The 22426-nt window shown below is 66.0% G+C and carries 19 protein-coding genes; 13 read left to right on the top strand and 6 right to left on the bottom strand.

Features of this window, described 5'->3' with window-relative positions; translation table 11 throughout:
* Positions 1–11 precede the first annotated feature (11 nt).
* The gene (locus tag WA965_RS12280) at positions 12–1187 is read left to right on the top strand and encodes a thiolase family protein (protein WP_526298612.1); all 1176 of its coding nucleotides are present in this window, start codon (positions 12–14) and stop codon (positions 1185–1187) included.
* A 104-nt stretch (positions 1188–1291) separates the two neighbouring features.
* On the opposite strand, the gene WA965_RS12285 is transcribed toward WA965_RS12280, so the two are convergent.
* A complete protein-coding gene (locus WA965_RS12285; protein ID WP_526298614.1) occupies positions 1292–2038 on the bottom strand; it encodes a TetR/AcrR family transcriptional regulator in 747 nt (248 codons plus the stop codon).
* A gap of 280 nt (positions 2039–2318) precedes the next feature.
* Here WA965_RS12285 and WA965_RS12290 point away from each other — a divergent pair, with 280 nt between their 5' ends.
* The 9 genes from WA965_RS12290 to WA965_RS12330 all read left to right on the top strand — a co-directional run bounded on the left by WA965_RS12290 (position 2319) and on the right by WA965_RS12330 (position 11831).
* Positions 2319–3080, top strand: a complete 762-nt coding sequence (locus tag WA965_RS12290; RefSeq protein ID WP_178362039.1) for a crotonase/enoyl-CoA hydratase family protein — start codon at positions 2319–2321, stop codon at positions 3078–3080.
* A 19-nt stretch (positions 3081–3099) separates the two neighbouring features.
* On the top strand, positions 3100–3897 hold the full coding sequence (locus tag WA965_RS12295; RefSeq protein WP_526298618.1) for an SDR family NAD(P)-dependent oxidoreductase: 798 nt from the start codon (positions 3100–3102) through the stop codon (positions 3895–3897).
* 25 nt (positions 3898–3922) lie between these two features.
* Positions 3923–4930 carry a dihydrodipicolinate synthase family protein gene (locus WA965_RS12300; protein WP_526298620.1) on the top strand — a complete coding sequence of 336 codons (1008 nt, stop codon included), beginning with the start codon at positions 3923–3925 and terminating at the stop codon, positions 4928–4930.
* Positions 4931–5041: 111 nt separating this feature from the next.
* Positions 5042–5878, top strand: a complete 837-nt coding sequence (locus WA965_RS12305) for an enoyl-CoA hydratase (RefSeq protein ID WP_526298622.1) — start codon at positions 5042–5044, stop codon at positions 5876–5878.
* Positions 5875–7128 (top strand): amidohydrolase family protein, encoded by a 1254-nt coding sequence (locus WA965_RS12310; RefSeq protein WP_526298624.1) that lies wholly within the window; start codon positions 5875–5877, stop codon positions 7126–7128. Before WA965_RS12305 ends, WA965_RS12310 begins: the two co-directional genes overlap by 4 nt.
* A 1-nt stretch (position 7129) precedes the next feature.
* Positions 7130–8761: an AMP-binding protein gene (locus WA965_RS12315; protein ID WP_526298626.1), complete on the top strand. Its 1632-nt coding sequence runs from the start codon at positions 7130–7132 to the stop codon at positions 8759–8761.
* Positions 8758–9591, top strand: a complete 834-nt coding sequence (locus WA965_RS12320; RefSeq protein ID WP_526298628.1) for an amidohydrolase family protein — start codon at positions 8758–8760, stop codon at positions 9589–9591. The genes WA965_RS12315 and WA965_RS12320 overlap by 4 nt, the downstream gene beginning before the upstream one ends.
* A 2-nt stretch (positions 9592–9593) precedes the next feature.
* Positions 9594–10634: an acyl-CoA dehydrogenase family protein gene (locus tag WA965_RS12325; protein WP_526298630.1), complete on the top strand. Its 1041-nt coding sequence runs from the start codon at positions 9594–9596 to the stop codon at positions 10632–10634.
* A 3-nt stretch (positions 10635–10637) separates the two neighbouring features.
* On the top strand, positions 10638–11831 hold the full coding sequence (locus tag WA965_RS12330; RefSeq protein ID WP_526298632.1) for an acyl-CoA dehydrogenase family protein: 1194 nt from the start codon (positions 10638–10640) through the stop codon (positions 11829–11831).
* 52 nt (positions 11832–11883) lie between these two features.
* On the opposite strand, the gene WA965_RS12335 is transcribed toward WA965_RS12330, so the two are convergent.
* The 3 genes from WA965_RS12335 to WA965_RS12345 all read right to left on the bottom strand — a co-directional run bounded on the left by WA965_RS12335 (position 11884) and on the right by WA965_RS12345 (position 14386).
* On the bottom strand, positions 11884–13029 hold the full coding sequence (locus WA965_RS12335) for a thiolase family protein (protein WP_526298634.1): 1146 nt from the start codon (positions 13027–13029) through the stop codon (positions 11884–11886).
* A 67-nt stretch (positions 13030–13096) separates the two neighbouring features.
* A complete protein-coding gene (locus tag WA965_RS12340; RefSeq protein WP_526298636.1) occupies positions 13097–13924 on the bottom strand; it encodes an acyl-CoA thioesterase domain-containing protein in 828 nt (275 codons plus the stop codon).
* Positions 13925–14011: 87 nt separating this feature from the next.
* On the bottom strand, positions 14012–14386 hold the full coding sequence (locus tag WA965_RS12345; RefSeq protein WP_526298638.1) for an NYN domain-containing protein: 375 nt from the start codon (positions 14384–14386) through the stop codon (positions 14012–14014).
* Between the two features lie 45 nt (positions 14387–14431).
* Between WA965_RS12345 and WA965_RS12350 the strand changes: the two genes are divergently transcribed.
* The gene (locus tag WA965_RS12350; protein WP_526298640.1) at positions 14432–16633 is read left to right on the top strand and encodes a molybdopterin-containing oxidoreductase family protein; all 2202 of its coding nucleotides are present in this window, start codon (positions 14432–14434) and stop codon (positions 16631–16633) included.
* Between the two features lie 102 nt (positions 16634–16735).
* Here WA965_RS12350 and WA965_RS12355 read toward each other — a convergent pair whose 3' ends face one another.
* Positions 16736–17950 carry a CaiB/BaiF CoA transferase family protein gene (locus tag WA965_RS12355; protein WP_526298672.1) on the bottom strand — a complete coding sequence of 405 codons (1215 nt, stop codon included), beginning with the start codon at positions 17948–17950 and terminating at the stop codon, positions 16736–16738.
* 209 nt (positions 17951–18159) lie between these two features.
* On the opposite strand from WA965_RS12355, the gene WA965_RS12360 reads away from it, so the two are divergent.
* Positions 18160–19623 carry an aldehyde dehydrogenase family protein gene (locus WA965_RS12360; RefSeq protein WP_526298674.1) on the top strand — a complete coding sequence of 488 codons (1464 nt, stop codon included), beginning with the start codon at positions 18160–18162 and terminating at the stop codon, positions 19621–19623.
* Positions 19624–19678: 55 nt separating this feature from the next.
* Here WA965_RS12360 and WA965_RS12365 read toward each other — a convergent pair whose 3' ends face one another.
* Entirely contained in the window at positions 19679–20863 is a 1185-nt protein-coding gene (locus WA965_RS12365; protein WP_526298642.1) for a cytochrome P450, read from the bottom strand.
* A 122-nt stretch (positions 20864–20985) separates the two neighbouring features.
* Between WA965_RS12365 and WA965_RS12370 the strand changes: the two genes are divergently transcribed.
* Positions 20986–22426 (top strand): coniferyl aldehyde dehydrogenase (locus tag WA965_RS12370; RefSeq protein ID WP_526447569.1); only part of this gene is annotated, 1441 nt, incomplete at its 3' end.

Here is a 22426-nt window from a genome sequence, read left to right on the forward strand (position 1 = left end):
AGGTCGAGAACATGCCAACACCCGTCATCGTCGGTGCTGCCAGGACGGCCATCGGCCGGTCATTCAAGGGCACGCTGGTCAACACGCCGCCCGAAACGCTGATCACCACGGTTCTGCCCGAGGTGGTCCGTCGCGCAGGTGTCGACCCTGCTGATATCGACGACATCATCTTCGCCGAATCTCACTATGGCGGTGGCGACCTGGCGCGCTACGCCGCCGACGCCACGGGGCTTCAGCATGTCCCCGGCCAGTCGGTCAACCGGCACTGTGCCGGCAGCCTGACCGCCATCGGCAACGCGTCGGCGCAGATCGGCTCCGGCATGGAGCGGGTGTTGATCGCCGGCGGGGTGCAGTCGCTGTCGATGACCCCGCTGACGAACTGGCGCATTCCCGGCCCCGAGCTGAAGTTCGAGGAACGCTGGATGCCGCCCACCCACGTGGAGACACCCGACGCGCCGTCGAAGGACATGTCCATCACCGTGGGCTGGAACACCGCCCAGTCCGCGGGCATCAGCCGTGAGGAAATGGACGTCTGGGCGGTGCGGTCGCACCAGCGTGCCGTCGACGCCATCGACGCCGGCAAGTTCGTCGACGAGATCGTTCCGCTCAAGGTGACCCAGTTCGACGGATCGGTCGTGGACTTCAGCGTCGACGAGTCCCCCCGTCGCGACACCACGCTGGAGAAGCTGGCAGGGCTGAAGGTGCTGCACCCCGAGATCGAGGGCTTCTCGATCACAGCGGGCAACGCCAGCGGCACCAACGATGCCGCTGCCGGGGTCGCACTCGTCGAGCGCGACTACGCCGCCGCGAACGGACTCAACGTGATGGCGACCGTGCGGGCCTGGGGCGCCATCGGCGTCGCACCGCGCGACACCGGCCTCGGTGGGGTCAGGGTCATCGCCAAGGTGCTCGACCGGGCCGGACTCAAGCCGTCGGACATCGCGCTGTGGGAGATCAACGAGGCATTTGCCTCCGTGCCGATCGCCGCGTGCAAGGAGTACGGGCTCGACGAGGAGCTGGTCAACTTCTCCGGAAGCGGCTGCAGCCTCGGACATCCGATCGCCGCATCCGGCGCCCGCATGGTCACCACGCTGATCTACGAGTTGCAGCGCCGCGGCGGCGGCATCGGCATGGCGGCGATGTGCGCGGGCGGCGGCCAGGGCGGCGCCGTCATCGTCGAGGTCTGACACGTACACCGCCGGAATTGCGTTCCAGCAGGCGAATTTCGAGTGACGGCGTGCTGGAATGCAATTCCGGCGGCGCTGTCCGTCGGCGCTGGGGGTGGCGCTGGTCAGCGTTTGCGCGCGGCGGCCTTCGCCGGTTTGCGCGCAGGCTTTTTGGTCGCCTCGATGAGCCTGCCGGCATGGTCGAGGATGCACTCGAGCCCGAACTCGAAGTTGCGGTCGTCGGCCGCGCTGAGGTGATGGCCCTGCTGAGTCACGGCCGCCAGCAACGGGGCGCTCTCCGGATCGATCGTCATCGTGTCGTCGATGTCTCCGTGGCCATCTTCGGTGCTCAGGTTCTTCTCGCGAAGTCGCTGCAACACCACCGACCCGCGGACGTGCACCGACATCGCCGAGTAGGTGTCGAAGGCGTCCTCGGGGGACAAGCCCGCCTCGACCAGGCTGCTGATCGCCTTCTCCACTTCCTGCACGCCCATCTTGGCCGCCCGGGGGCTCAGTGCCGACCGGATCAAGATCAGGTCGGCAAGGATCGGGTTGCCCAGAAACGTTTTCCGCATCCCCCGGGCGTGGTTGCGCAGCGTCTCCCGCCAGTCCTTGGCCTCGACGTAGGGCGTGGCGAAGACGTACTGGCGCAGCGCGCGATCGGTCATCGCGTTGAGCAGGTCGTCCTTCTTGCGGAAGTACCAGTAGATGCTGGTGACTCCGACGCCCAAGTGCTTGCCGAGAAGCGGCATGCTCAGATTGTCGATCGACACCTGTTCGGCGAGTTCGAATGCACCGCTGATGATGTCGTCGGGGTTGATGGAACCGCGTTCACGTCGCTGACGTTTCTCCGCGGTCGCCTGCTTGGCCACTCAGGTCACCTCCATCATTCGATATGACGACGTGCAGCCCCGCGGGCGGGGTCGGTCGCCGTCAAGTCATCGCGAGTCAATTTACCGGCAGCCAATAGTCTGAACTGCGCCTTTGCAGTCGTGTCGCGGGTCCGCCGTGACCGTGACCCTACCGTCCGGCGTCCGCTCGGCAGTCCCCACGGTTGTTCCACTCTTTTACTGTAAGTCCTATAGTAAGGTTTTCCAGCAATATCCGGCGACATCGCACGAACGGTGAAGTGCGGCAGGCGAAAGGGGCACAGTGGCAGACGAGGTTCTCACCGAGCGCCAGGGACGGGTTCTGGTCATCACCATCAATCGACCGGAGGCGCGCAACGCGTTCAACCTCGCCGTGGCCCAGGGTCTGGCAGACGCCATGGACGAACTCGACGACACCAATGAGCTCTCGGTGGCGATCGTGACCGGAGCCGGCGGCACCTTCTGCGCGGGCATGGACCTCAAGGCGTTCATGGCCGGTGAGGTTCCGGCCATTCCGGGCCGGGGAATCGGGTTCACCGAACGCCCGCCGCGCAAGCCGGTGATCGCCGCGGTCGAGGGTTATGCGCTGGCCGGCGGCACCGAGATCGTGTTGGCCACCGACCTCGTGGTCGCGGCCAGAAACGCCAAGTTCGGCATTCCCGAGGTCAAGCGCGGGCTGGTGGCTGCCGGTGGCGGACTGCTGCGACTGCCCCACCGCATCCCGTACCAGAAAGCCCTCGAGCTGGCGCTGACCGGCGACAACTTCACCGCCGAGGAGGCTTCGCAGTGGGGCTTCGTCAACGTCGTCACCGAACCGGGAGAGGCGCTGGCCGGTGCGTTGGCTCTCGCTGAGCGCATCACCGCGAACGGCCCGCTGGCCGTGGCGGTCACCAAGCAGATCATCGCGCAGTCGGCAGGCTGGAGCGAGGACGAGATGTGGGACAAGCAGAACGAACTGATCATGCCGGTGTTCTCGTCCAAGGACGCCATGGAGGGTGCGACGGCGTTCGCGGAGAAGCGTGCGCCGAACTGGACGGGAACCTGACTCAGCCGAACGGATTCGGATGGACTTGGGCTTGCGGGACGCCACCGCCGTGGTGGTGGGCGGGGGCCGCGGTATGGGTTTGGCGACCGCACAGTGTCTGGCCGACGACGGCGCGAGGGTGGCGGTGGTCGGGCGCACCCGCGATGTCGTGGACCGCGCTGCAGTGGACCTGGGTGACAGGGGAAGTCCGGACGCCCTGGGCTGCGTCGCCGACATCTCCGACGAGGCTCAGGTCCGGCGGGTCTTCGCTGATCTCGGCGCTCGGTGGGACGGTGAGCTCAACATTCTGGTCAACGCTGTCGGCCCATCGGTCCGCGGCACCTTCGACGAGCTCGGTGACGACGATTGGCGCCGCGCCGTCGACGAGGGCGTGATGGGCATGGTGCACTGCGTTCGTGCCGCGCTGCCGATGATGCGTGAGGCGCAGTGGGGACGCATCGTGAACTTCTCCGCGCACTCGACGCAGCGCCAGAGCGTGATCCTGCCGGCCTACACCGCGGCCAAGTCCATGGTGACGAGCATCTCGAAGAACCTGTCGCTGCTGCTGGCCCGCGACGAGATCCTCGTCAACGTGGTCTCTCCGGGCAGCATCGCTTCGGATGCACTGCTCGGCTGGGCCGACTCGGTCGGCGTCGACGGCGGCGACCCGTACGCGTTGATGTCCGCGATCGACGAACACTTCGGCCACCCGGCCCACCTCCCGCGGGCCGGCTTTCCCGACGAGATCGGTGCCGTCGTCGCATTTCTGGTGTCGCGGCGCAACTCCTACATGACCGGTGCCGACATCAACGTCGACGGCGGAAGCGACTTCACCTGACGGACTCCATCGAGAGGGCTGACACATGGCAACGGCCGAGGATGCGCGCGAGTGGGCACGGACCGCGATCCGCGGGATCGGTGACTCGCTGTACACCCCTTTCGCGGGGGAGGCGGGCGACGATATCGACTGGGACGCGTACCGCAACCTGGTGCGCTACTGCGTCGGGGACCTCGGGCGTGAAATGCTCTGGTGTGTCAGCGGTCTCGCGGAATTCTGGGCGCTGACGATCGACGAGCGCAAGCGATTGCTCGAGGTGGCAATCGAGGAGGCGCGCGCCCTGAACCCCGACGTCGTCATCCAGGCCTGCACTTCGGCGACGGCGGCCAAGGACTGTCTTGAACTCACCAGGCACGCACAGGAGTCCGGTGCCGACATCGTCTACATCCAGACGCCGATGATGGAATGCCACGGCGGCGAGGGCGTGCTGAACTTCTTCCGCTACATCGCCGATCGCACCGACATCGCCCTCGGCATGTTCAACTCCCCGTCGTCGGGCTACGTGCTGACCGCCGAGGAGAGCGCGCGGATCGCCGCCGAGATCCCCGCGGTGTGTGCCACCAAAGAGGGGGCGTTCCGTCCGGCGAACAGCCGGCGATTGCACGAACTCGCCCCGGAAATGCTGATCTGGGAGTGCGACACCACCGTCTACCGGGCGGGCTGGTTGCGCGACGGAATTGTCTGCGCGGCCCAATTGGGCACTGCGGGTTACCTGTTCGAGACACCGCAGCGGCGGCTGTTCACGGAGTACTGGAATCTGGTGTGGGACGGAAAGCTGATCGAGGCGATGGACTACGCGCGCACGACCGGCATGGATCAGTTCGAGCTCGATCGGGGCTCCTGGTACACGTGCTATCCGGGCCGTCCCGACTACTTCACCCATTGGGGCGCAGCGTTCAAGTACGCAGCATCGGTCCTCGGGCTGCCCGTCGGTTCCCACCCCGAATCACGCCCGCCACAGGCGGTTCTGCCCGAGGCCGCCAAGGTCCGGATCCGCCGGGCGTACCAACGTCTCGGCCTGCTCGAAACCTGATCTCCGACAGCTTCAACCGTATTGCGGAAGGCGCTACCGATAGGTGTACAGTATGTGCATACATCCAGTTGGAACCGCTTTTGAGGGAGCCGATGCGGCGATGAGGTCGCAGTGACCGTTTCCGAAACCGAGACCGACCCGAAGAGCCCGGTGCTCTTCGAACTCCGTGGCAGCGGCGTCGCCGTGGTGACCCTCAACCGGCCTGAACGCATGAACGCATGGGGTGGTGGCCTGGCCGCCGCCTTCTACCGATGCATCGACCGCGCCGAGGAGGATCCCGACGTCCGGGTCATCGTGCTCACCGGGAAGGGCCGCGCATTCTGCGCCGGTGCCGACATGGGCGATCTCGACACGATCGGGGGCGCCGACACAGGCGGTGACACCGACGTGACCAAACTCGTGGGCGAACGCCACCCGTATTTCGTCACCCAGTTACGCAAGCCGGTGATCGCTGCGATCAACGGCGCCTGCGCCGGCATCGGCCTCACGCAGGCCCTGATGTGTGACATCCGGTTCGCCGCGGCGGGCGCCAAGTTCACCACCGCGTTCGCGCGCCGGGGCCTCATCGCCGAGTACGGAATCTCGTGGATCCTGCCGCGCATCGTCGGCTGGAGCGCCGCGCAGGACCTGTTGCTGAGCGGGCGCACCTTCTACGCCGACGAAGCCAAGGAACTCGGCCTCGTCAAAGACGTCGTCCCGCCCGAGGAGCTTCTGCCGCGGGTGCTGGCCTACGCGGAGGACATGGCCCGCAACTGCGCGCCGAGTTCACTCGCGGTGATCAAACGGCAGCTCTACGACGACGCTTTGCAAAACGTCCACGACACCAGTGCCGCAGCAGAGAAACTGATGCACGAGTCGATGCGGCGGCCCGATTTCATCGAAGGCATCACCGCGTTCTTCGAGAAGCGACAGCCCAGCTTCCCACCGCTCGAGGAGGAGCACACATGAGCAACCAGCAAGAAGCGCAGCGGATTGCGCATCAGGAGCCGCAGCCGCTGGATTACCGGGCGATCGATGTCGACAACCACTACTACGAGACGATCGACTCGTGCACCCGCCACCTGCCCAAGGAGTTCAAGCGCCGCGGTGTGCAGATGCTCACCGAGGGCAAGCGCACCTTCGCCGTCATGGGGGGCGTGGTCAACCACTTCATCCCGAACCCCACATTCGATCCGATCATCGAGCCGGGCTGCCTTGACCTGCTGTTCCGCGGTGAGATCCCCGAGGGGGTCGATCCGGCATCGCTGATGAAGGTCGACCGGTTGCCGGACCATCCCGAGTACCAGAACCGTGACGCCCGGCTGAAGATCCTGGACAAGCAGAACCTCGAGACGGTGTTCATGCTGCCGACCTTCGCGTGTGGTGTGGAAGAGGCCCTCAAGCACGACATCGAGGCGACCATGGCCACGGTGCACGCGTTCAACCTGTGGTTGGACGAGGACTGGGGCTTCGACCGTCCCGACCACCGGTTCCTGTCGGCGCCCATCATCTCGCTGGCCGATCCGGACACGGCGGTCGAGGAGGTCGAGTTCGTGTTGAGCCGGGGCGCCAAGATCATATGTGTGCGCCCCGCGCCCGTGCCCGGGGTGGTCAAGCCCCGCTCGCTCGGCGATCCGCTGCACGATCCGGTGTGGGCCCGGCTGGCCGAAGCCGGGGTGCCGGTGGTGTTCCATCTGTCCGACAGCGGTTACCTCGCGATCGCGGCCCTGTGGGGCGGCAAGGCGACGTTCGAGGGCTTCGGCAAGAAGGATCCGCTCGACCAGGTGCTGCTCGATGACCGCGCCATCCACGACGCGATGGCCTCGATGGTCGTCCACCAGGTGTTCACCCGGCATCCCAAGCTCAAGGTCGCCAGCATCGAGAATGGTTCGTACTTCGTGCATCGCCTGATCAAGCGGCTGAAGAAATCGGCCAACACCGCGCCGTATCACTACAAGGAAGACCCGGTCGAGCAGCTGCGCAACAATGTGTGGATCGCGCCGTACTACGAGGACGACGTGCAGGTGCTCGCCGACACGATCGGCGTCGACAAGATCCTGTTCGGGTCGGACTGGCCGCACGGGGAGGGGCTGGCCGACCCGATGACGTTCACCGCGGACATCCCGCAGTTTCCTCAGTTCAGCTACGAGGACACCCGAAAGGTGATGCGCGACAACGCACTCACCCTCATCGGTGCTGATGTGACGGCGTCCGTCTGAGATGGCCGAGTGGACCATCGGTGATGTCGTCGACGCCATCGCCGACGTCATCCCGGATCGGACGATGACGGTGTGCGGTGAGCGTCGGACCAGCTACGGGGACATGGCGTTGCGCACCCGGCGGTTCGCGAACTTCCTGGCCGCCAAAGGCTTCGGTGCGCACCGACGGCGCGACGAGTTGGCGAACTGGGAGTGCGGGCAGGATCGGATCGCGCTGATCATGTACAACGACCGCTACCCGGAGGTCGTCGTGGGTGCGCTCAAGGCCCGAACCGTCCCGGTGAACGTCAACCATCACTACTCGCCGCGCGAAGTGGCCGACCTTCTGGCCTACGTCAAACCCCGCGCGGTCGTGTACCACAGGGCGCTGGGTGAGAAGTTCGCCGACGTTCTTCCCCCAGAGGGCTGCGAACTGATGATCGCCGTCGACGACGGCAGCGACGCGGTGGCCCTACCAGGATCGGTGTCGCTGGATGCCGCGGTGGTCATGGGTGATCCGGACAACCGAATCGTCACAACCCCCGACGACCTCATCATGTACTGCACCGGCGGCACCACCGGCCGACCCAAGGGAGTGCTGTGGCGCCAGAGCGACACCTACGTCTCGTCGATGGTGGGCGCCGACCACGAGTCGGTGACCGAGATCCACGACAAGGTGGTCCGGAACGAAGGACCGCCGTGGTTCGCGGTGTCGCCGTTGATGCATGCCGCGGGGCTGTGGACGGTGTTCTCGGGGGCCCTCGCCGGACTTCCGGTGGTGCTGTACGACGATCGCGCGAAGTTCGACCCGCGGGCGGTGTGGCAGACGGCCGAGCGCGAGAAGGTCGGGCTGATGACGATGGTCGGTGACGCCTACGCGTCCCCGCTGATCGAGGAACTCGATGCCAACAGCTACGAGTTGTCGTCGATCTATGCAATCGGAACCGGCGGTGCGGCAACCAATCCCAAGCATGTGAGTGCGTTGTTGGAGAAGCTGCCCCAGGTGACCATCATCAACGGATACGGATCGTCGGAGACCGGGAACATGGGTTTCGGTCACAACCAACGCGGTTCGCACCGTGAGACCTTCGACCTTCGTGAGGGCGGCGCCGTGGCGTCGGCCGACATGACGAGGTTCGCCGAACCCGGCGACCCCGAGGTGGGTTGGGTGGTCCGGAAGGGTCGGATTCCACTGGGCTACCTCGATGATGCCGAGGCCACCCGCGCGACGTTCCCGGTGATCGAAGGACAGCGGGTGGTGGTGTCCGGCGACCGCGCCTCCCTGGAGCCCGACGGGACCCTGCGGTTGTTCGGACGAGACTCGCTGGTGGTGAACACCGGGGGCGAAAAGGTTTTTGTCGAGGAGGTCGAGGGCGTGCTGCGGGCACATCCCGCGGTGGCAGACGCGCTGGTGGTCGGGCGCGACAGCGACCGGTGGGGACAGGAACTGGTGGCCCTGGTGCAGACACACGCCGGGGTCAGCGTCGCGCCCGAGTCGCTGCACACGGCGTGCACCGAGGCGCTGGCGAGGTTCAAGGCGCCCAAGGAGTTCATCTTCGTCGAGAAGGTGCGCCGTCTCGGCAACGGCAAAGCCGACTATCGGTGGGCGAAAAGCCAGGTGGCACCCAGTGATGCCCTGGCAGGTCAGCCATGACGCAGCGCGTGATGGACTGCCTGGTCAACGTCCACTTCGGGGAGACCGCCAAGCAGCCCGAGTTCATGCTCAAGGTGCGTGACGACTATTTCAAGGGACCGCAGTCGCTCTACGAGCAGGTTGAGCTACCCGCGCTGCTCGACGAGATGGACGAACACGGCGTCGCCAAGGCGATCCTGATGGACAACCTGGTCAAGCCGTCGGTCACCGCGCGCAAGTTCGCCGAGGAACGCCCCGATCGGTTCTCTCTCGCGATCGGCGGCATCAACCTGCTCCGTCCGGTGCCTGCGCTGCGTGAACTGGCCGCCGTCCATGCCGACCTGCCCATCACGTATGCCGCTGTCGGGCCGAGCTTCTGGGGGGACGGCATGTATCCGCCCAGCGATGCGGTGTACTACCCGCTGTACGCCAAGTGTGCCGAGCTGGCCCTGCCGCTGTGTGTCAACACCGGCCTTCCCGGCCCACCCATCCCCGGTGAAGCGCAGAACCCGATCCACCTCGACCGGGTATGCGTGCGTTTCCCGGAGTTGAAGCTCTGCATGATCCACGGTGCCGACCCATGGTGGGATGTGGCGATCCGGCTGTTGATCAAATACGCGAACCTGCGCATCATGACCTCGGCGTGGTCGCCCAAGCGACTGCCGGAGAGCCTGCTGCACTACATGCGCACCCGTGGAAAGACCAAGGTGATCTTCGCCTCGGACTGGCCGGTGCTGCGGCAGAGCCGGGTCGTACCCGAGGCTCTGGCGCTGGATCTGCCGACCGATGTCCTCGACAACTACCTCTACAACAACGCGAACAGTTTCTTCTTCGGGCAGGAAGGCGATTGACAATGGACCGCTACGAATTGCGCAGGCTGGACTACAGCCTGTCCGAAGATCATCAATCCCTACAGGCTGCTTACAAGGACTTCTTCAGCACCCGCTGTACCATCGAAACCGTCCGTGCCGCAGAGGAATCCGGATTCGACAAGAGCCTCTGGGAACGTCTGTGCGTCATGGGCGCAACGACGATGGCACTGCCCGAATCGGTCGGCGGCGACGGAGCAACGCTGGTCGATCTGACGTTGGTCGCCGAAGAGATCGGCCGTTCGCTGGCGCCGGTGCCGTGGATCGACCATGTCTGCGCTGGCCGTCTGCTTGCCCGACTCGGCACCGTCGATCCCGACGTGGTCAACGGGACACAACTGGTGGGCCTGGACGCCCAGCAGGACAGCGTGTCCGGGGTCAGGCTGATCCCGACCGGATCGATCGCCGACCACATCGTGGTCCGTGACGGTGACGAGGTTGTGCAGTTGACCTTTGCCTCGCGGCCGGCGCGCGTCGACAACATCGGCAAGCTGCCGATGGCGTGGGTGGACCCCGCCGCCGCCGACAGCCGGACCGTCCTGGCCAGTGGCGTCGCCGCACTCGCCGAATACCAACGCGCTCTCGATGAATGGCGGTTGCTGACCGGGGCTGCGTTGGTCGGTCTCGTCGAGGAAACGATGACCATTGCGGCCGAGTTCGCCAAGTCGCGGTACACCCTCGGCGTCCCGATCTCCACCCTGCAGGGCATCTCACATCCGCTCGCCAACATCGCCATCACCGTGCAGGGGGGCCGCAACCTCGCCCGACGCGCAGCCTGGTTCCTCGACAGTGAGCCCGACGAGCGGGCCGAGTTGGCGCCGTCGGTCTTCGTGTTCATGGCCGAAGAGGCGGCCAAGGCCGCAACCATGGCCGTCCATGTGCAGGGTGGGCTCGGAGTGTCGGCGGAGGCGGCCGCGACCGCCTATCTGGTCCGGGCCAGGGGATGGGCGATCGCCGGCGGTGACCCGGGAGCAACTGCACGACGCATCGCCGAGATCGTCGCCGAGCGCGAAGGACGGAACTGAATCATGGATTTCTCACGAGTGGAACTCGACGATGACGACCAGAAATTCCTCGACCAGACACGGGAATTCCTGCACGAGATCGTCACCGAGGATGTGCTGCGGCGCGACCGCGAGACGGGCGACAACTTCGACGAGGGTGTGCACCTGGCGATCGGCGCCGCGGGATACTGGGAGCGAGAGTGGAAGGCCGACTCCGAGCGCGCCTTCACCAGAGTGCAGCGCCGCATCTGGGAGCTCGAGAAGCGTCGCGCCCACGTGCCGTGGGTGACCGCAGGCACCACCGCGATGATCGCACGGTCGGTGGAGAAGTTCGGTTCTCAGGAGCTCAGGGACGAGGTGATGCCGCGGGTGTACACCGGACACGTGCGGATGTGCCTCGGATACACCGAACCCGAGGGCGGGTCTGACGTGGCGACCTGCAAGACGCGGGCGGTCCGCGAGGCCGACGGATCGAGCTGGATCATCAACGGGTCGAAGATGTTCACCACCGGGGCCCACAACTGCCAGTACGTCTTCCTCATCACCAACACCGACCCGTCGGCGCCGAAACACAAGAGCCTCACCATGTTCCTGGTGCCGCTGGACACTCCCGGCATCGAGATCCAGGGCATCCGCACCGTGGACGGCGACCGCACCAACATCGTGTACTACAGCGACGTCCGGGTCGACGACAGATACCGTCTCGGTGAGGTCAACGGTGGGTGGACGGTGGTGCGGGAACCGCTCAATGTCGAGCACGGTGCGGTGGACGCATCGACCGACGGCCTGCAGGACGTGTCGATCATGATGCATCAGGCCAATTTCATGGCCGCCGCGGTCGACAAGGCCGCGGCGAAATCGACAGTCGCAGACCCCAACGGCCGCAGGCTGATCGACGACGGCTCGGTGGCCTACCGGCTGGGGCGCAGCGTGGCCAGGACGGAGGCGTCGCTGTCGGCGCCCAGCATCTTCGGTCGGGTGGCTCTCGCGCAGACGATGCGCGACATCTCACCGGACCTGATGGACATCCTCGGTGCGGCGTCGGCGCTGCCGATCGGTACCGACGGGGCCGCCGACGACGGCGCAGCCGAGTACGTCTACCGGTTCGCGCCGCTGGTCGGCATCTACGGCGGCACCCTGGAGGTGTTCCGCAACATGATCGCGCAGTACGCACTGGGCCTCGGCAAGCCGAACTATTCGGCGGCCAACGTTTCTTAGCGAATCCGGGGCGCCGAGCGACGTAGAAGGTCCGTCAGCGCGCCGAACTCGCTCAGGTCGTCAGGACGGTGGCGCTTGCCGTCCCCGGCGCGCCGTAGAGCTGTGCGAACCCCACTTTCAGCTCGCCCGGGATCTGCCGGTCACCGGCTTCTCCGCGTAGTTGGCGGACGATCTCGTGGAGCTGCCGCAGCCCGGACGCGCCGATCGGCTCGCCGTTGGCTAGCAGGCCGCCGTCGGTGTTGATCGGCATCGATCCACCGATCTCGGTGGCGCCGTCGGCGATCAGCTTCTCCTGATCGCCGTCGGCGCAGAAGCCCGCTTCAGCCATGTGGATGATCTCTGCGCCGGCGTCGGTGTCCTGCAACTGGATCACATCGACGTCCGCGGGCTCGATGCCTGCCTTCTCGAAGGCCGCGCGGGCGGCGTACACGGTGGGCGCAACGCCTTCCTCGACGGGCGCGAAGGTGGTATTGACCTCGTAGGCGCCGTACTTGCGGGTGCGCACTTCAACCGCGCGGACGAAGACCGGCTTGTTGGTGTAGCGGTGTGCGAGGCCGGCCCGGCACATCACGACCGCGGCCGCGCCCTCGTCGGGGGAGCAGAACATGTACTGCGTCAGAGGGTAATTCAGCATGGGGGAGTCGAGGATGGTGTCCTCGTCCATCGGCTTGCGCCGGAAGGCGTTGGGGTTCAGGGCGCCATTGCGGAGATTCTTGTTGACGACCTTCGCCAGGGTCCGGTGGCTGATGCCGTGTTCGTGCAGGTAGCGGTTGGCCTTCATGCCGAAGAACTGCGTGGTGAGGTACTGGCCGTTCTCGGCGTACCAGCTCGGCATACCGACCAGCCCGGGATCTTCGGTGAAGGCTCCGCGGGGGTGCTTGTCCAGGCCGACCGCGATCCCGATGTCGTAGTCACCCAACCGGATTCCGTCGGCGCATGCCTTGGTGGCGCTCGCGGCGGTGGCGCACGCATTGAACACGTTGGTGAAGGGAATTCCCGACAGGCCGACCATGCCGACGATGGCGTCCGGGTTGGCCACGGTCCAGCTACCACCGACGCCGAACTGGATGTCGTTCCATGTCACGCCTGCGTCGTCGACCGCGGCGGTGATGGCGTCCACACCCATCTCCATCGCCGATTTACCATCGAATCTTCCGAACGGGTGCAATCCCACGCCGATGATGGCGACATCGTGCATCTGAGGTACCTCCGAACGATCCGGCCTGCGGGAAATGAGCCAACGGTAAATATTACGGTAAAGCCTCTCAGTTGGGAACGCCCGGGGTGGTCCGGCGGCGCACCAGTTGCGCCTGCTGGATGGCTTCGACGGGACCGATCTCGTCAAAGAGCGTTCCCCGGGAGACGCCGACTCCGTCTCGGCCGTAATGGTTCTCGGAGCGAACGCCGATCCACTCTCCCTCGGGCAGCCGGTGAATGTGTACGGCGAGGTCGGTGTTGAGAAATGTCCACTCGGCCGGATTCAACCGGCTCCCCATCCCGTTGGCGATGTCGGCGACCGCGAATATCTGCTGGCAGGCCGTCATGGGTTCGCCGGCGACCAGGTCGACCAACGGCCTGGCCCAGCACTCCGCCTGCACGCTGTTGAGGATGTCGTTGAGCCACCGCCAATCCAGGCTGTGGATATAGGTCTGCTCAGCGCTGTCATCGAATTGCCGGCGTCGTCCCTCGGCCACCGGTGGCAGGGGCTCGTGCGGGGTGACGGGCAAGCCGTCCACCTCACTTCGCTGGAACCGCCAGGCGCTGGCTCTGGCGACAGGCCGTGGGGTCCCACCCGGCCCCGGCGCGATCATCTCGGCGCCGACCAACTCGATCAACGTCCCCGGTCGTTCCACCCTCGATCGGACCCACAGTTGGTCAGCGACCGGAACCGGTCCCAGCAGGTCCACGACAACGCGACTGATGCGGGAATCGTCACGCGGCGCGCACCGTTCGAGAGCGCGGACCAACAGCGCCGACACCGGCGCCGCGTTCTGCATCGTGGCACCCCAGGTGCTGACCACATGGCCGGATGCCGCGAACTTCTCCCCGAGAGGATCGTCGGGATCGACGAGTTCGTAGTAGGCGTCGGTCACGTCCCGTTCCTGTCATGTGCGCGGCGGTCGCGGGCCGCAGGATATGGTCGCACTTATCGAAGGTACAACCGGATGCCTTACAGGACGTCACCGGGGATCGATCATCTCCCGTAACCGTTCGGCCGGATACACCGACGCACGCGCCGACCGAACCCGATCGGACAGCACGCGGTCCGACGTCGCCACCCGGATCTCTTCAGGGTGCGGATCGCAGGAGACAATCCTGACGATCTCGTCGTCGGCTGAGTTCGGGGCCGCGGTCGGTGGGTGCGCCACCGTGATGACCGACGACTCGATCGGCGGCGACGGGGGCCGCTCGAATACCACGGTCACCTCGACGCCGTCGCGCAGCGCCCACCGTTCCAGACAGTCGACCAAATTCGTCATCGCGCGATGCCGGTTGCGCCACCAGCCATCGGGGCGGGAGCCGATCACGTTCATTCCATCGACAATCCACCGCACCCGGATCAGACTATCCGGATAGCGCCTCTGGAAAGGGGATCCGATATGGCTGGAAGCGTCGAACACAAGACCGGTGTCGAACACAAGGTGACGTTCTGCCGGATCTGCGAGCCGCTCTGCGGCATGATCGCCACCGTCGAGGACGGCACGCTGGTCGCACTACGTCCCGACAAGGACCATCCGCTGTCGTCCGGTTTCGCCTGTCAGAAGGGCATCGCGTTCACCGAGGTGGTGAACGACCCCGATCGCGTCACGGTCCCGCTGCGCCGGACGGGCGACGGGTTCGAGCCGGTGTCCTGGGACGAGGCGCTCGCAGACATCACAACCCGACTCTCCACGACCCTGCGCGACCACGGAGCGAGCTCTGTCGGTTGGTATTTCGGAAATCCCGGGGCTTTCAGTTATGCCCATGTGCTGTCGGCGCTCGGGTTCATCAAGGGACTGGGCCGGCGCACCCACTTCTTCACGGCCTCGTCGCAGGACACCAACAGCCGGCTGATGGCGAGCCAACTTCTCTACGGGACCCCGATCTCGGTACCGATACCGGACTTGACCCGTACGGAACTCCTCGTCGTGATGGGCGCCAACCCCGTCGTCTCGCACGGAAGTTTCCTGACAGCGCCGCGGATCAAAGACCGGATGCACGACATCGTCAAGGGTGGCGGCCGGGTCGTGGTGATCGACCCGCGCCGATCCGAGACCGCGGCCCAGTTCGAGTGGTGCGGGATCGTCCCGGACACCGATTCTCATCTGCTGCTGTCACTTCTGCAGGTGATGTTCGCCGAGGGTCTGGCCGACGTCGGGCAGATCGCCGCTCACGCCGACGGACTCGATTGGCTTCGGACACAGGCAGCACCGTTCACGCCCGAGTTCACGCAGGCCTTCACCGGGATCGATGCGGACGTGGTGCGCGCGCTGGCTCGTGACCTCGCGGCAACACCACGCGCGGCGATCTACGGCCGGCTGGGAACCTGCGCGGGACGGTACGGGACGCTGACCTCCTACCTGATCGACGTCGTCAACCTGGTCGCGGGAAACCTCGACAAGCCGGGCGGATCGGTCTTCGGCAGCCTGGGCATACCGGGGCAGCGGTTGGTCAACATCATGATGGGGGCTTTCCTGCGCCGCGGCTATCGCCGGAAGCGATCCCGGATCGGCGGGTTCCGCGCGCTGATCGGCTCAGAGCCGGCCGCACTGATGGCCAAGGAAATACTCACCCCGGGTCAGCGGCAGATCAGAGCGTTGTTCATCAGCGCAGGCAATCCGGTGCTGTCGGTCCCCAACGGCAGTGAACTGGAAGATGCATTGGAATCCATCGATCTTTCGGTGGCACTGGACTTCTACCTGACCGAGACGACATCGCGCTGTGACTACATCCTGCCGGTGACGACGATGTACGAGCGCGACGACTTTCCGTTGACGTTCCAGGCTTTCCAGGCCACACCGTTCCGCCAGGCCACCGAGGCGGTAGTCAAGCCGGTCGGCCAGGCCCGCCAGGAGTGGGAGATCATCGGGGAGTTGATGCGACGTCTGCGCGGCCACTCGCCGGTGTTCCGCGCGCTCGCCGCGTCGGGAAGGCTGCTGAAGCGGTTCGGAGTCGAGGCCGGCCCGCGCGTGGTGGCCGACGGGATCATCAGGCTCACCGGCGGCGGCAACCGGTTCGGTCTGCGGCCGGAAGGCTTGACGTTCGGGCGACTCACCGACCGCCATCCGCACGGGAAGGTGCTCGCACCACATCTGGCGACCGGCGTGCTCAAGCAGGCCATCAGCTACCCGCGCGGCCGAATCCAACTAATGCACAACGACATCGCCGCCGAGATCACCATGCTGTCGCGCGGTGCGCATCCCGACGAGTTCCCTCTGCGGATGATCGGTATGCGCGAAGCCCGCTCGGAGAACTCGTGGATGCACAACTCGCCGCTGCTGATGCGGGGGGATCGTCGCCAGTACGGGATGATCAACATCGACGACGCCGCGGCACTGCACATCGACGACGGCCAAGAGGTGCAGGTGAGCTCGCCGTACGGCCAGATCAGCGTGCCGGTCACGGTGACCAAGGACATCATGCCCGGGGTGATCGCGGTGCCGCACGGGTGGGGACACAAGGGCACGGGCGGCTGGCGTCTGGCGAATCGAGCCGGCGGCGCCAACGTGAACCAGTTGACCTCCAGTGACCCCGACGACGTCGAATCGATGTCGGGCATGGCGTGGTTGACCGGCGTCCCGGTTCGCGTCGACGCACTGTAACCACCCCGCCGGAATTGCATTCCAGCAGAATAAGTTCGAGTGGACATCTGCTGGAATGCAATTCCGGCGAGGCGAGGCGAGGAGAGGCGAGGCGATGGCGGGCTAGGCGATCGCGCCGCTGTCCTTGAGCGCCTCGATGCGGTCCCAGTCCAGCCCGAGCTCCATGAGCACGGTCTCGGTGTGCTCGGACGCCTGCGGCGCGCGGGTGGTCTCCAGCGGTTCGTGATTGAACTGCACCGGCCCGCGGACCACCTTGAAGGGCCGCCCGCCGTCGCTCGCCTCCACCTCGGCGATCATGTCGTTGGCGATGGCCTGTTCGTCGGTTCCGAGATCGACCAGGCTCTGGAACGGCGCCCACTGTCCCTTCATGGTCTTGAGGTGCTCCCGCCAGTAGTCGAAGGGCTTGCTGCGGATCGATTCGGCGATGAGTTCTGCTGCCGCGGAGGCGTTCTCGATGCGGGGGAGCACCTCGGAGAACCTGGGGTCATCGGCCATCTCCGGTAGTCCGAGATGCTCGAACGCATCGCGGATGTACCCGGTCGGGCTGACGATGCACAGATTGATGGTGCCGCCGTCGGAGGTCAGGTAGTTGCCCAGGAACGGGTTGACCGTGGGACCCACCGAATCGGGCATCAACGACCGCATCGTCTCACCGGATTCCATTCCCTGCGTCACGCTGGCGCCGGCGGCCCACCATGCTGTGCTCAACAAGGACACGTCGATCTCCGCGGTCTCGCCGGTGCGCTCGCGGTGAAACAGCGCCGCGGCGATCCCGCCGGCGATGTTCATTCCGCCGATCGAGTCACCGAATGCCGGAATGCCCTGCGACAGAGCGCCTCCGATTCCTTCCGGGGTGAGCGCGTGACCCACCCCGCTGCGGGTCCAGAACGCCGTCCCGTCGAAGCCGCCGACGGTGCGCTCAGGGCCCTTGTCGCCGTAGGCGCTGCCGCGCGCATAGATGATGTCGGGGTTCACCGCGCGGATGTGCTCGACGTCGAACTTGTTCTTCTGCCGTGCCTGAGGCATGTAGTTGGTGAGGAAGACGTCGGCGGTCTCGGCGATCTCGTAGAGGACCTGCTGGCCGTCGGGGGTCGACACATCGATACCGACACTGCGCTTGCCGCGGTTCGGGTGCTCGATGAGGGGGTGCCGGTTGGGGTCCATCTGGAACCCGCCCATGTTGATGAATCCTCGCTGGGTGTCGCCGCGTATGGGGTGCTCGATCTTGATCACATCGGCGCCCCAGTCGGCGAGGATCGCACCCGCTGCCGGTACGAACGTGAACTGAGCTACCTCGAGGACGCGGACGCCCTCCATGACCTTGATCAAGTGCATCCCCTTCTGACGACGATGTCGAACGGCTTGGTGGGAGTCGAGTTTAGCCGAATTCAGATACTGTAATGTTTACCGTTGATCGTCCGAGAACTTTTCCGCCCACGGAGGTGCTGGTGAGCGACGCCGCAGCGGATTCCGCAGAGACCAGCGTCGAGTTGGGAGGGCGCGTCGGTCCGCGCGCCGAGCGCAGAATGCTGATCGCCGGCGAGCTCGTCGAGGCGGCCTCCGGCGCGGAGTACGACAACTTCGGCCCGGCCACCGGGGCGCTGCTGGGCACCACCGCCGCTGCGGGCCCCGACGACATGGACCGGGCGCTCGCCGCGGCGCGGAGTGCATTCGACACGACCGACTGGTCGACGAATCGACCGCTGCGCAAGCGCTGCCTCGAGCAACTGCAGGCCGCGTTGGAGGCCGAGCAGGAGGAGTTGCGCGACGAACTCGTCGCCGAGGTGGGCTGCCCGGTGATCACGACGCAGTCGGCCCAACTGGATTGGCCGCTGGTCGAGTCGCTGCGCTATCCGGCGCACCTGATCGATGCGTTCGAGTGGGAACGGCTGCTCGACGGCGGCGGACTGTTCGGGGACCGCAACATCCGCACCGTCGTCAAGGAGCCGGTGGGCGTCGTCGCCGCCGTGACACCGTCGAACTTCCCGATCGAGGTGATCCTCAACAAGCTCGGCCCGGCGCTGGCGGCCGGAAACACCGTCGTCCTCAAACCCGACCCCCACACCCCGTGGAACGCGACCAGGCTCGGCAGGCTCGTCGCGGAGCGAACCGACATCCCGCGCGGGGTCGTCAATGTGGTCACCACGCCCTCCAACGAGGTAGCCGGCATGCTGGGCACCGACCCGCGCGTCGACCTGATGTCGTTCACTGGATCCACCGCGGTCGGCCGGCTGCTGATGCGCCAGGGCGCCGACACGATGAAGCGGATGTTCCTCGAACTCGGCGGCAAGTCCGCGGCGATCGTGCTCGATGACGCCAACCCCGCGGTGATCGTGCCGACGGCGGTGGGTGTCTGTGTACACGCCGGGCAGGCGTGTGCGGCCACCAGCAGGATGCTGATCCATCGCTCTCTTTACGACCGGGCGGTCGCTGACATCACCGACGCGTACCGGGGTGTGCCGGTAGGGGATCCGGTTGATCCCGGCACCTTCGTCGGTCCGGTGATCAGCGCCGCGCAGAAGGAACGGGTGCTGGCAGCGATCGACGAAGCGCGGGCCTGCGGTGCAGAGATCACCGTGGGCGGCGGGCCGGTCGAAGGGCTGCCCGGACACTTGGCAGGCGGGCACTTCGTCGCGCCGACAGTGATCGTCGGCGTCGACAACAGCGCCCTGATCGCCCAGCGGGAAGTGTTCGGACCCGTGCTGGTGTTGATCCCGTTCGACGACGACGACGAGGCAGTGCGCGTCGCCAACGACAGTGTCTTCGGGCTCGCGGGTGCGGTGATGTCCCGATCGGCGGAACGCGGGATGTCGATCGCGCGGCGCGTTCGCACCGGCTCCTTCGGCGTCAACGGCGGGATGTTCTACGGCGCCGACGCGCCGTTCGGCGGCTACAAGAGCAGCGGCCTGGGCCGGCAGTGCGGCATCGAGGGGTTCGGACAGTATCTCGAGACGAAGACCATCGCCCGCCGCGAGCGTCGGCAGAGCTGACCCCGCCGGTGTGAAGCCATGGCTGTGGTCTGCCCCGATACTGCAGCCAGGAACGCTATTCCGCGGCGGCGGGGGTGAAGGTCACCGGGATCGATGTGGGGGACCGGAACGGCTGGCCGTGGATGTGCGGGTCCGAGTCGGTGATCAGCTCGATGTTCGAGAGCCGGGAGAGTAGGCATTCGACGGCCACCCGGGTCTCCATCCGCGCCAGGTGCAGGCCCATGCAGGTGTGTTCACCGGCTGCAAAAGACAGATGCGGCATCCTCTTCCGGAAGATGTCGAACTCCTCGGAACGCTCCCAGCGGTGCGCGTCGCGGTTCGCCGAACCGATGCACACGTCGATGACCGAACCTGCGGGTATCTCCACGCCATCAACCTCGGAGTCCTCGGTCGCGTAACGCTGCACGGTGGTCAGCGGCGTCTCGTAGCGCAGCCCCTCCTCGATCGCCGCGCCGATCAGCTCGTGATCGGCTGCCACCGCATCGAACTGCTCGCGGTGAGACAGCAACAGGTACAAGAGATTGCCCGACGATCGGTAAGTGGTTTCGAGCCCGGCAGGCAGCAGCAGGCGCAGAAACGAGAAGATCGCTTCATCGGTCAGGCGCTCGCCGTCGATCTCGGCCGACACCAGATCACCGATGATGTCCTCGGTCGGCGCCGACCGCCGCTTGTCGATCTGCTCGAGGAAATACTCTTTCAGCGCCGCGGAGGCTTCGAACGCGCGCTTGTACTTGACGGTGTAGCTGATCAGTTCCACCGCACGCTTGCGAAACCAGGGCAGGTCTTCCTCCGGCAGTCCGAGCAGCCTGGCGATGACGCGGGTGGGGAACTCGAAGGTGAAGTCGCGCACCAGATCCGCTTCGCCCGCCTCGATGAACTCATCGATCAGACCGTTGACGACCGGCCGCACGATCTCGGGTTCCCATCGTGACAGTGACCGGGTCTTGAACGCCGCCGAGACCAGATTGCGGTGCTCCCAGTGCGGCTTTCCCTCCATCGCGAGAATCGTCGGGCCGATGAACAGGCCGATGGTGGAATCGTAGATCTTCGAGTTGAACACCTTGCCGTCGCGGAACACCCGGTTCACCGCGTCGAAGGACACCGCGGCGTAAAGATTCTCGGGTCTCAACGAGTCGGGTGTCTTCGACCAGTCCATGACGGAGCCGCGGAACACGCCACCCCCGTCGCGGCGACGCGCGAACATCGGATAGGGGTCGCGCAGATCGATGGGCTCATCCATCGCCACGTCCTGTACCGGGGTTTCCACGGTTCGTCTCCAGTCGGTTGTCTGCAACAGCAGATACTGTAATACTTACAGTAACTGCCTGTACAGTCGGCGGCCGTCAATCGGAGGAATCGCCCATGGTCGTGTCCCCGGACGAAGCCCTCGAGCGTCAGCGGCGGGCGTTCGTCGCCGACGGTCCGCCCGACGTCGTGTTGCGGCGCAACCGGATCGACCGCCTGCTGGCACTGGTACTCGACGGTGCCGACGACTTCGCTGAGGCGATGGCAGCCGATTTCGGCACCCGTCCGAGCGCCGCAACGCTGTTCACCGAGGTATTGGGCATGATCGCGGTCATCGAGCACACCAGATCCCATGTGCCGCAGTGGATGCGCTCGGCCCGACTGATGCGGGCGGCGCGGATGTTCGGGATGAGGGCGGAAGTCGAGCCGTCCCCGCTCGGGGTCGTCGGCATCATCGGGCCGTGGAACTTCCCCCTCAACCTGGTGGTGCTGCCCGCGTCGGCGGCATTCGCGGCAGGCAATCGCGTGATGATCAAGATGTCGGAGGTCACGCCGCGTACCGCCGAGTTGATGCGGACCCGTGCCGCGGACTACTTCGACCCGACCGAACTGCACGTCGTCACCGGCGACGCGTCCGTGTCGGCCGAGTTCGCTGCGCTGCCCTTCGACCACCTCTTCTTCACCGGGTCGCCGGCGGTCGGTGCGCTGGTCCAGCGGGCCGCGGCCGCCAACCTCGTGCCCGTCACGTTGGAGCTCGGCGGGAAGAATCCGGTGGTGGTCTCACGCAGTGCCGACATCACCCGCTCGGCCGGCCGGATCACGCAGGGCCGCATGATCAATGGCGGTCAGGTCTGTGTGTGTCCTGATTACGTGTTCGTACCGGCCGAGCGGGTGGAGGATTTTGTCGGCGTCGCGCGCGACACGCTGCAGGCGATGTTCCCGTCCATCGTCGCCAACGCGGACTACTGCTCGTCAGTGAACGAGGCGAACTTCGACCGGGTCGTCGGTCTCATCGAGGACGCCAGGGCCAAGGGCGCCCTGGTCGAGTCCGTGGCACCGCCGGGGGAGATGCTGCCGGATCGCCAGACCCGCAAGATCGCCCCGGCGATCGTCCGCGACGTCGACGACAGCATGCTCATCGCGACTGAAGAGACGTTCGGCCCGGTGCTGACCGTGCGTCCGTATCGGCATCTCGCCGAGGTCGTCGACTACGTCAACGCCCGCCCGGCGCCGCTGGTCTCGTACTGGTTCGGGCCGGACGACGACGACTTCAGATCATTTGTGCAGCGCACCCGCAGCGGCGGGGTGGCGCGGAATGACTTTGCCGCACAGATGATCCCCTCCGCGGCACCCTTCGGCGGGGTGGGTCGCAGCGGGATGGGCGCCTACCACGGCAAGGCGGGCTTTGATGCGTTCAGCCACTACCGCACCGTCGTGGGCAGCGATCTGCCGTTCACCATCACCGGCCGCGCGGCACCGCCGTTCTCCCGGTCGATGCGCGCGACCACGGCGCTGGCGTTGGCGATGGCGCGCCGCCGCACAAGCCGCCGGCTCAGGG

Source organism: Mycobacterium sp., from assembly GCF_049683935.1.
Classification (GTDB): Bacteria; Actinomycetota; Actinomycetes; order Mycobacteriales; family Mycobacteriaceae; genus Mycobacterium.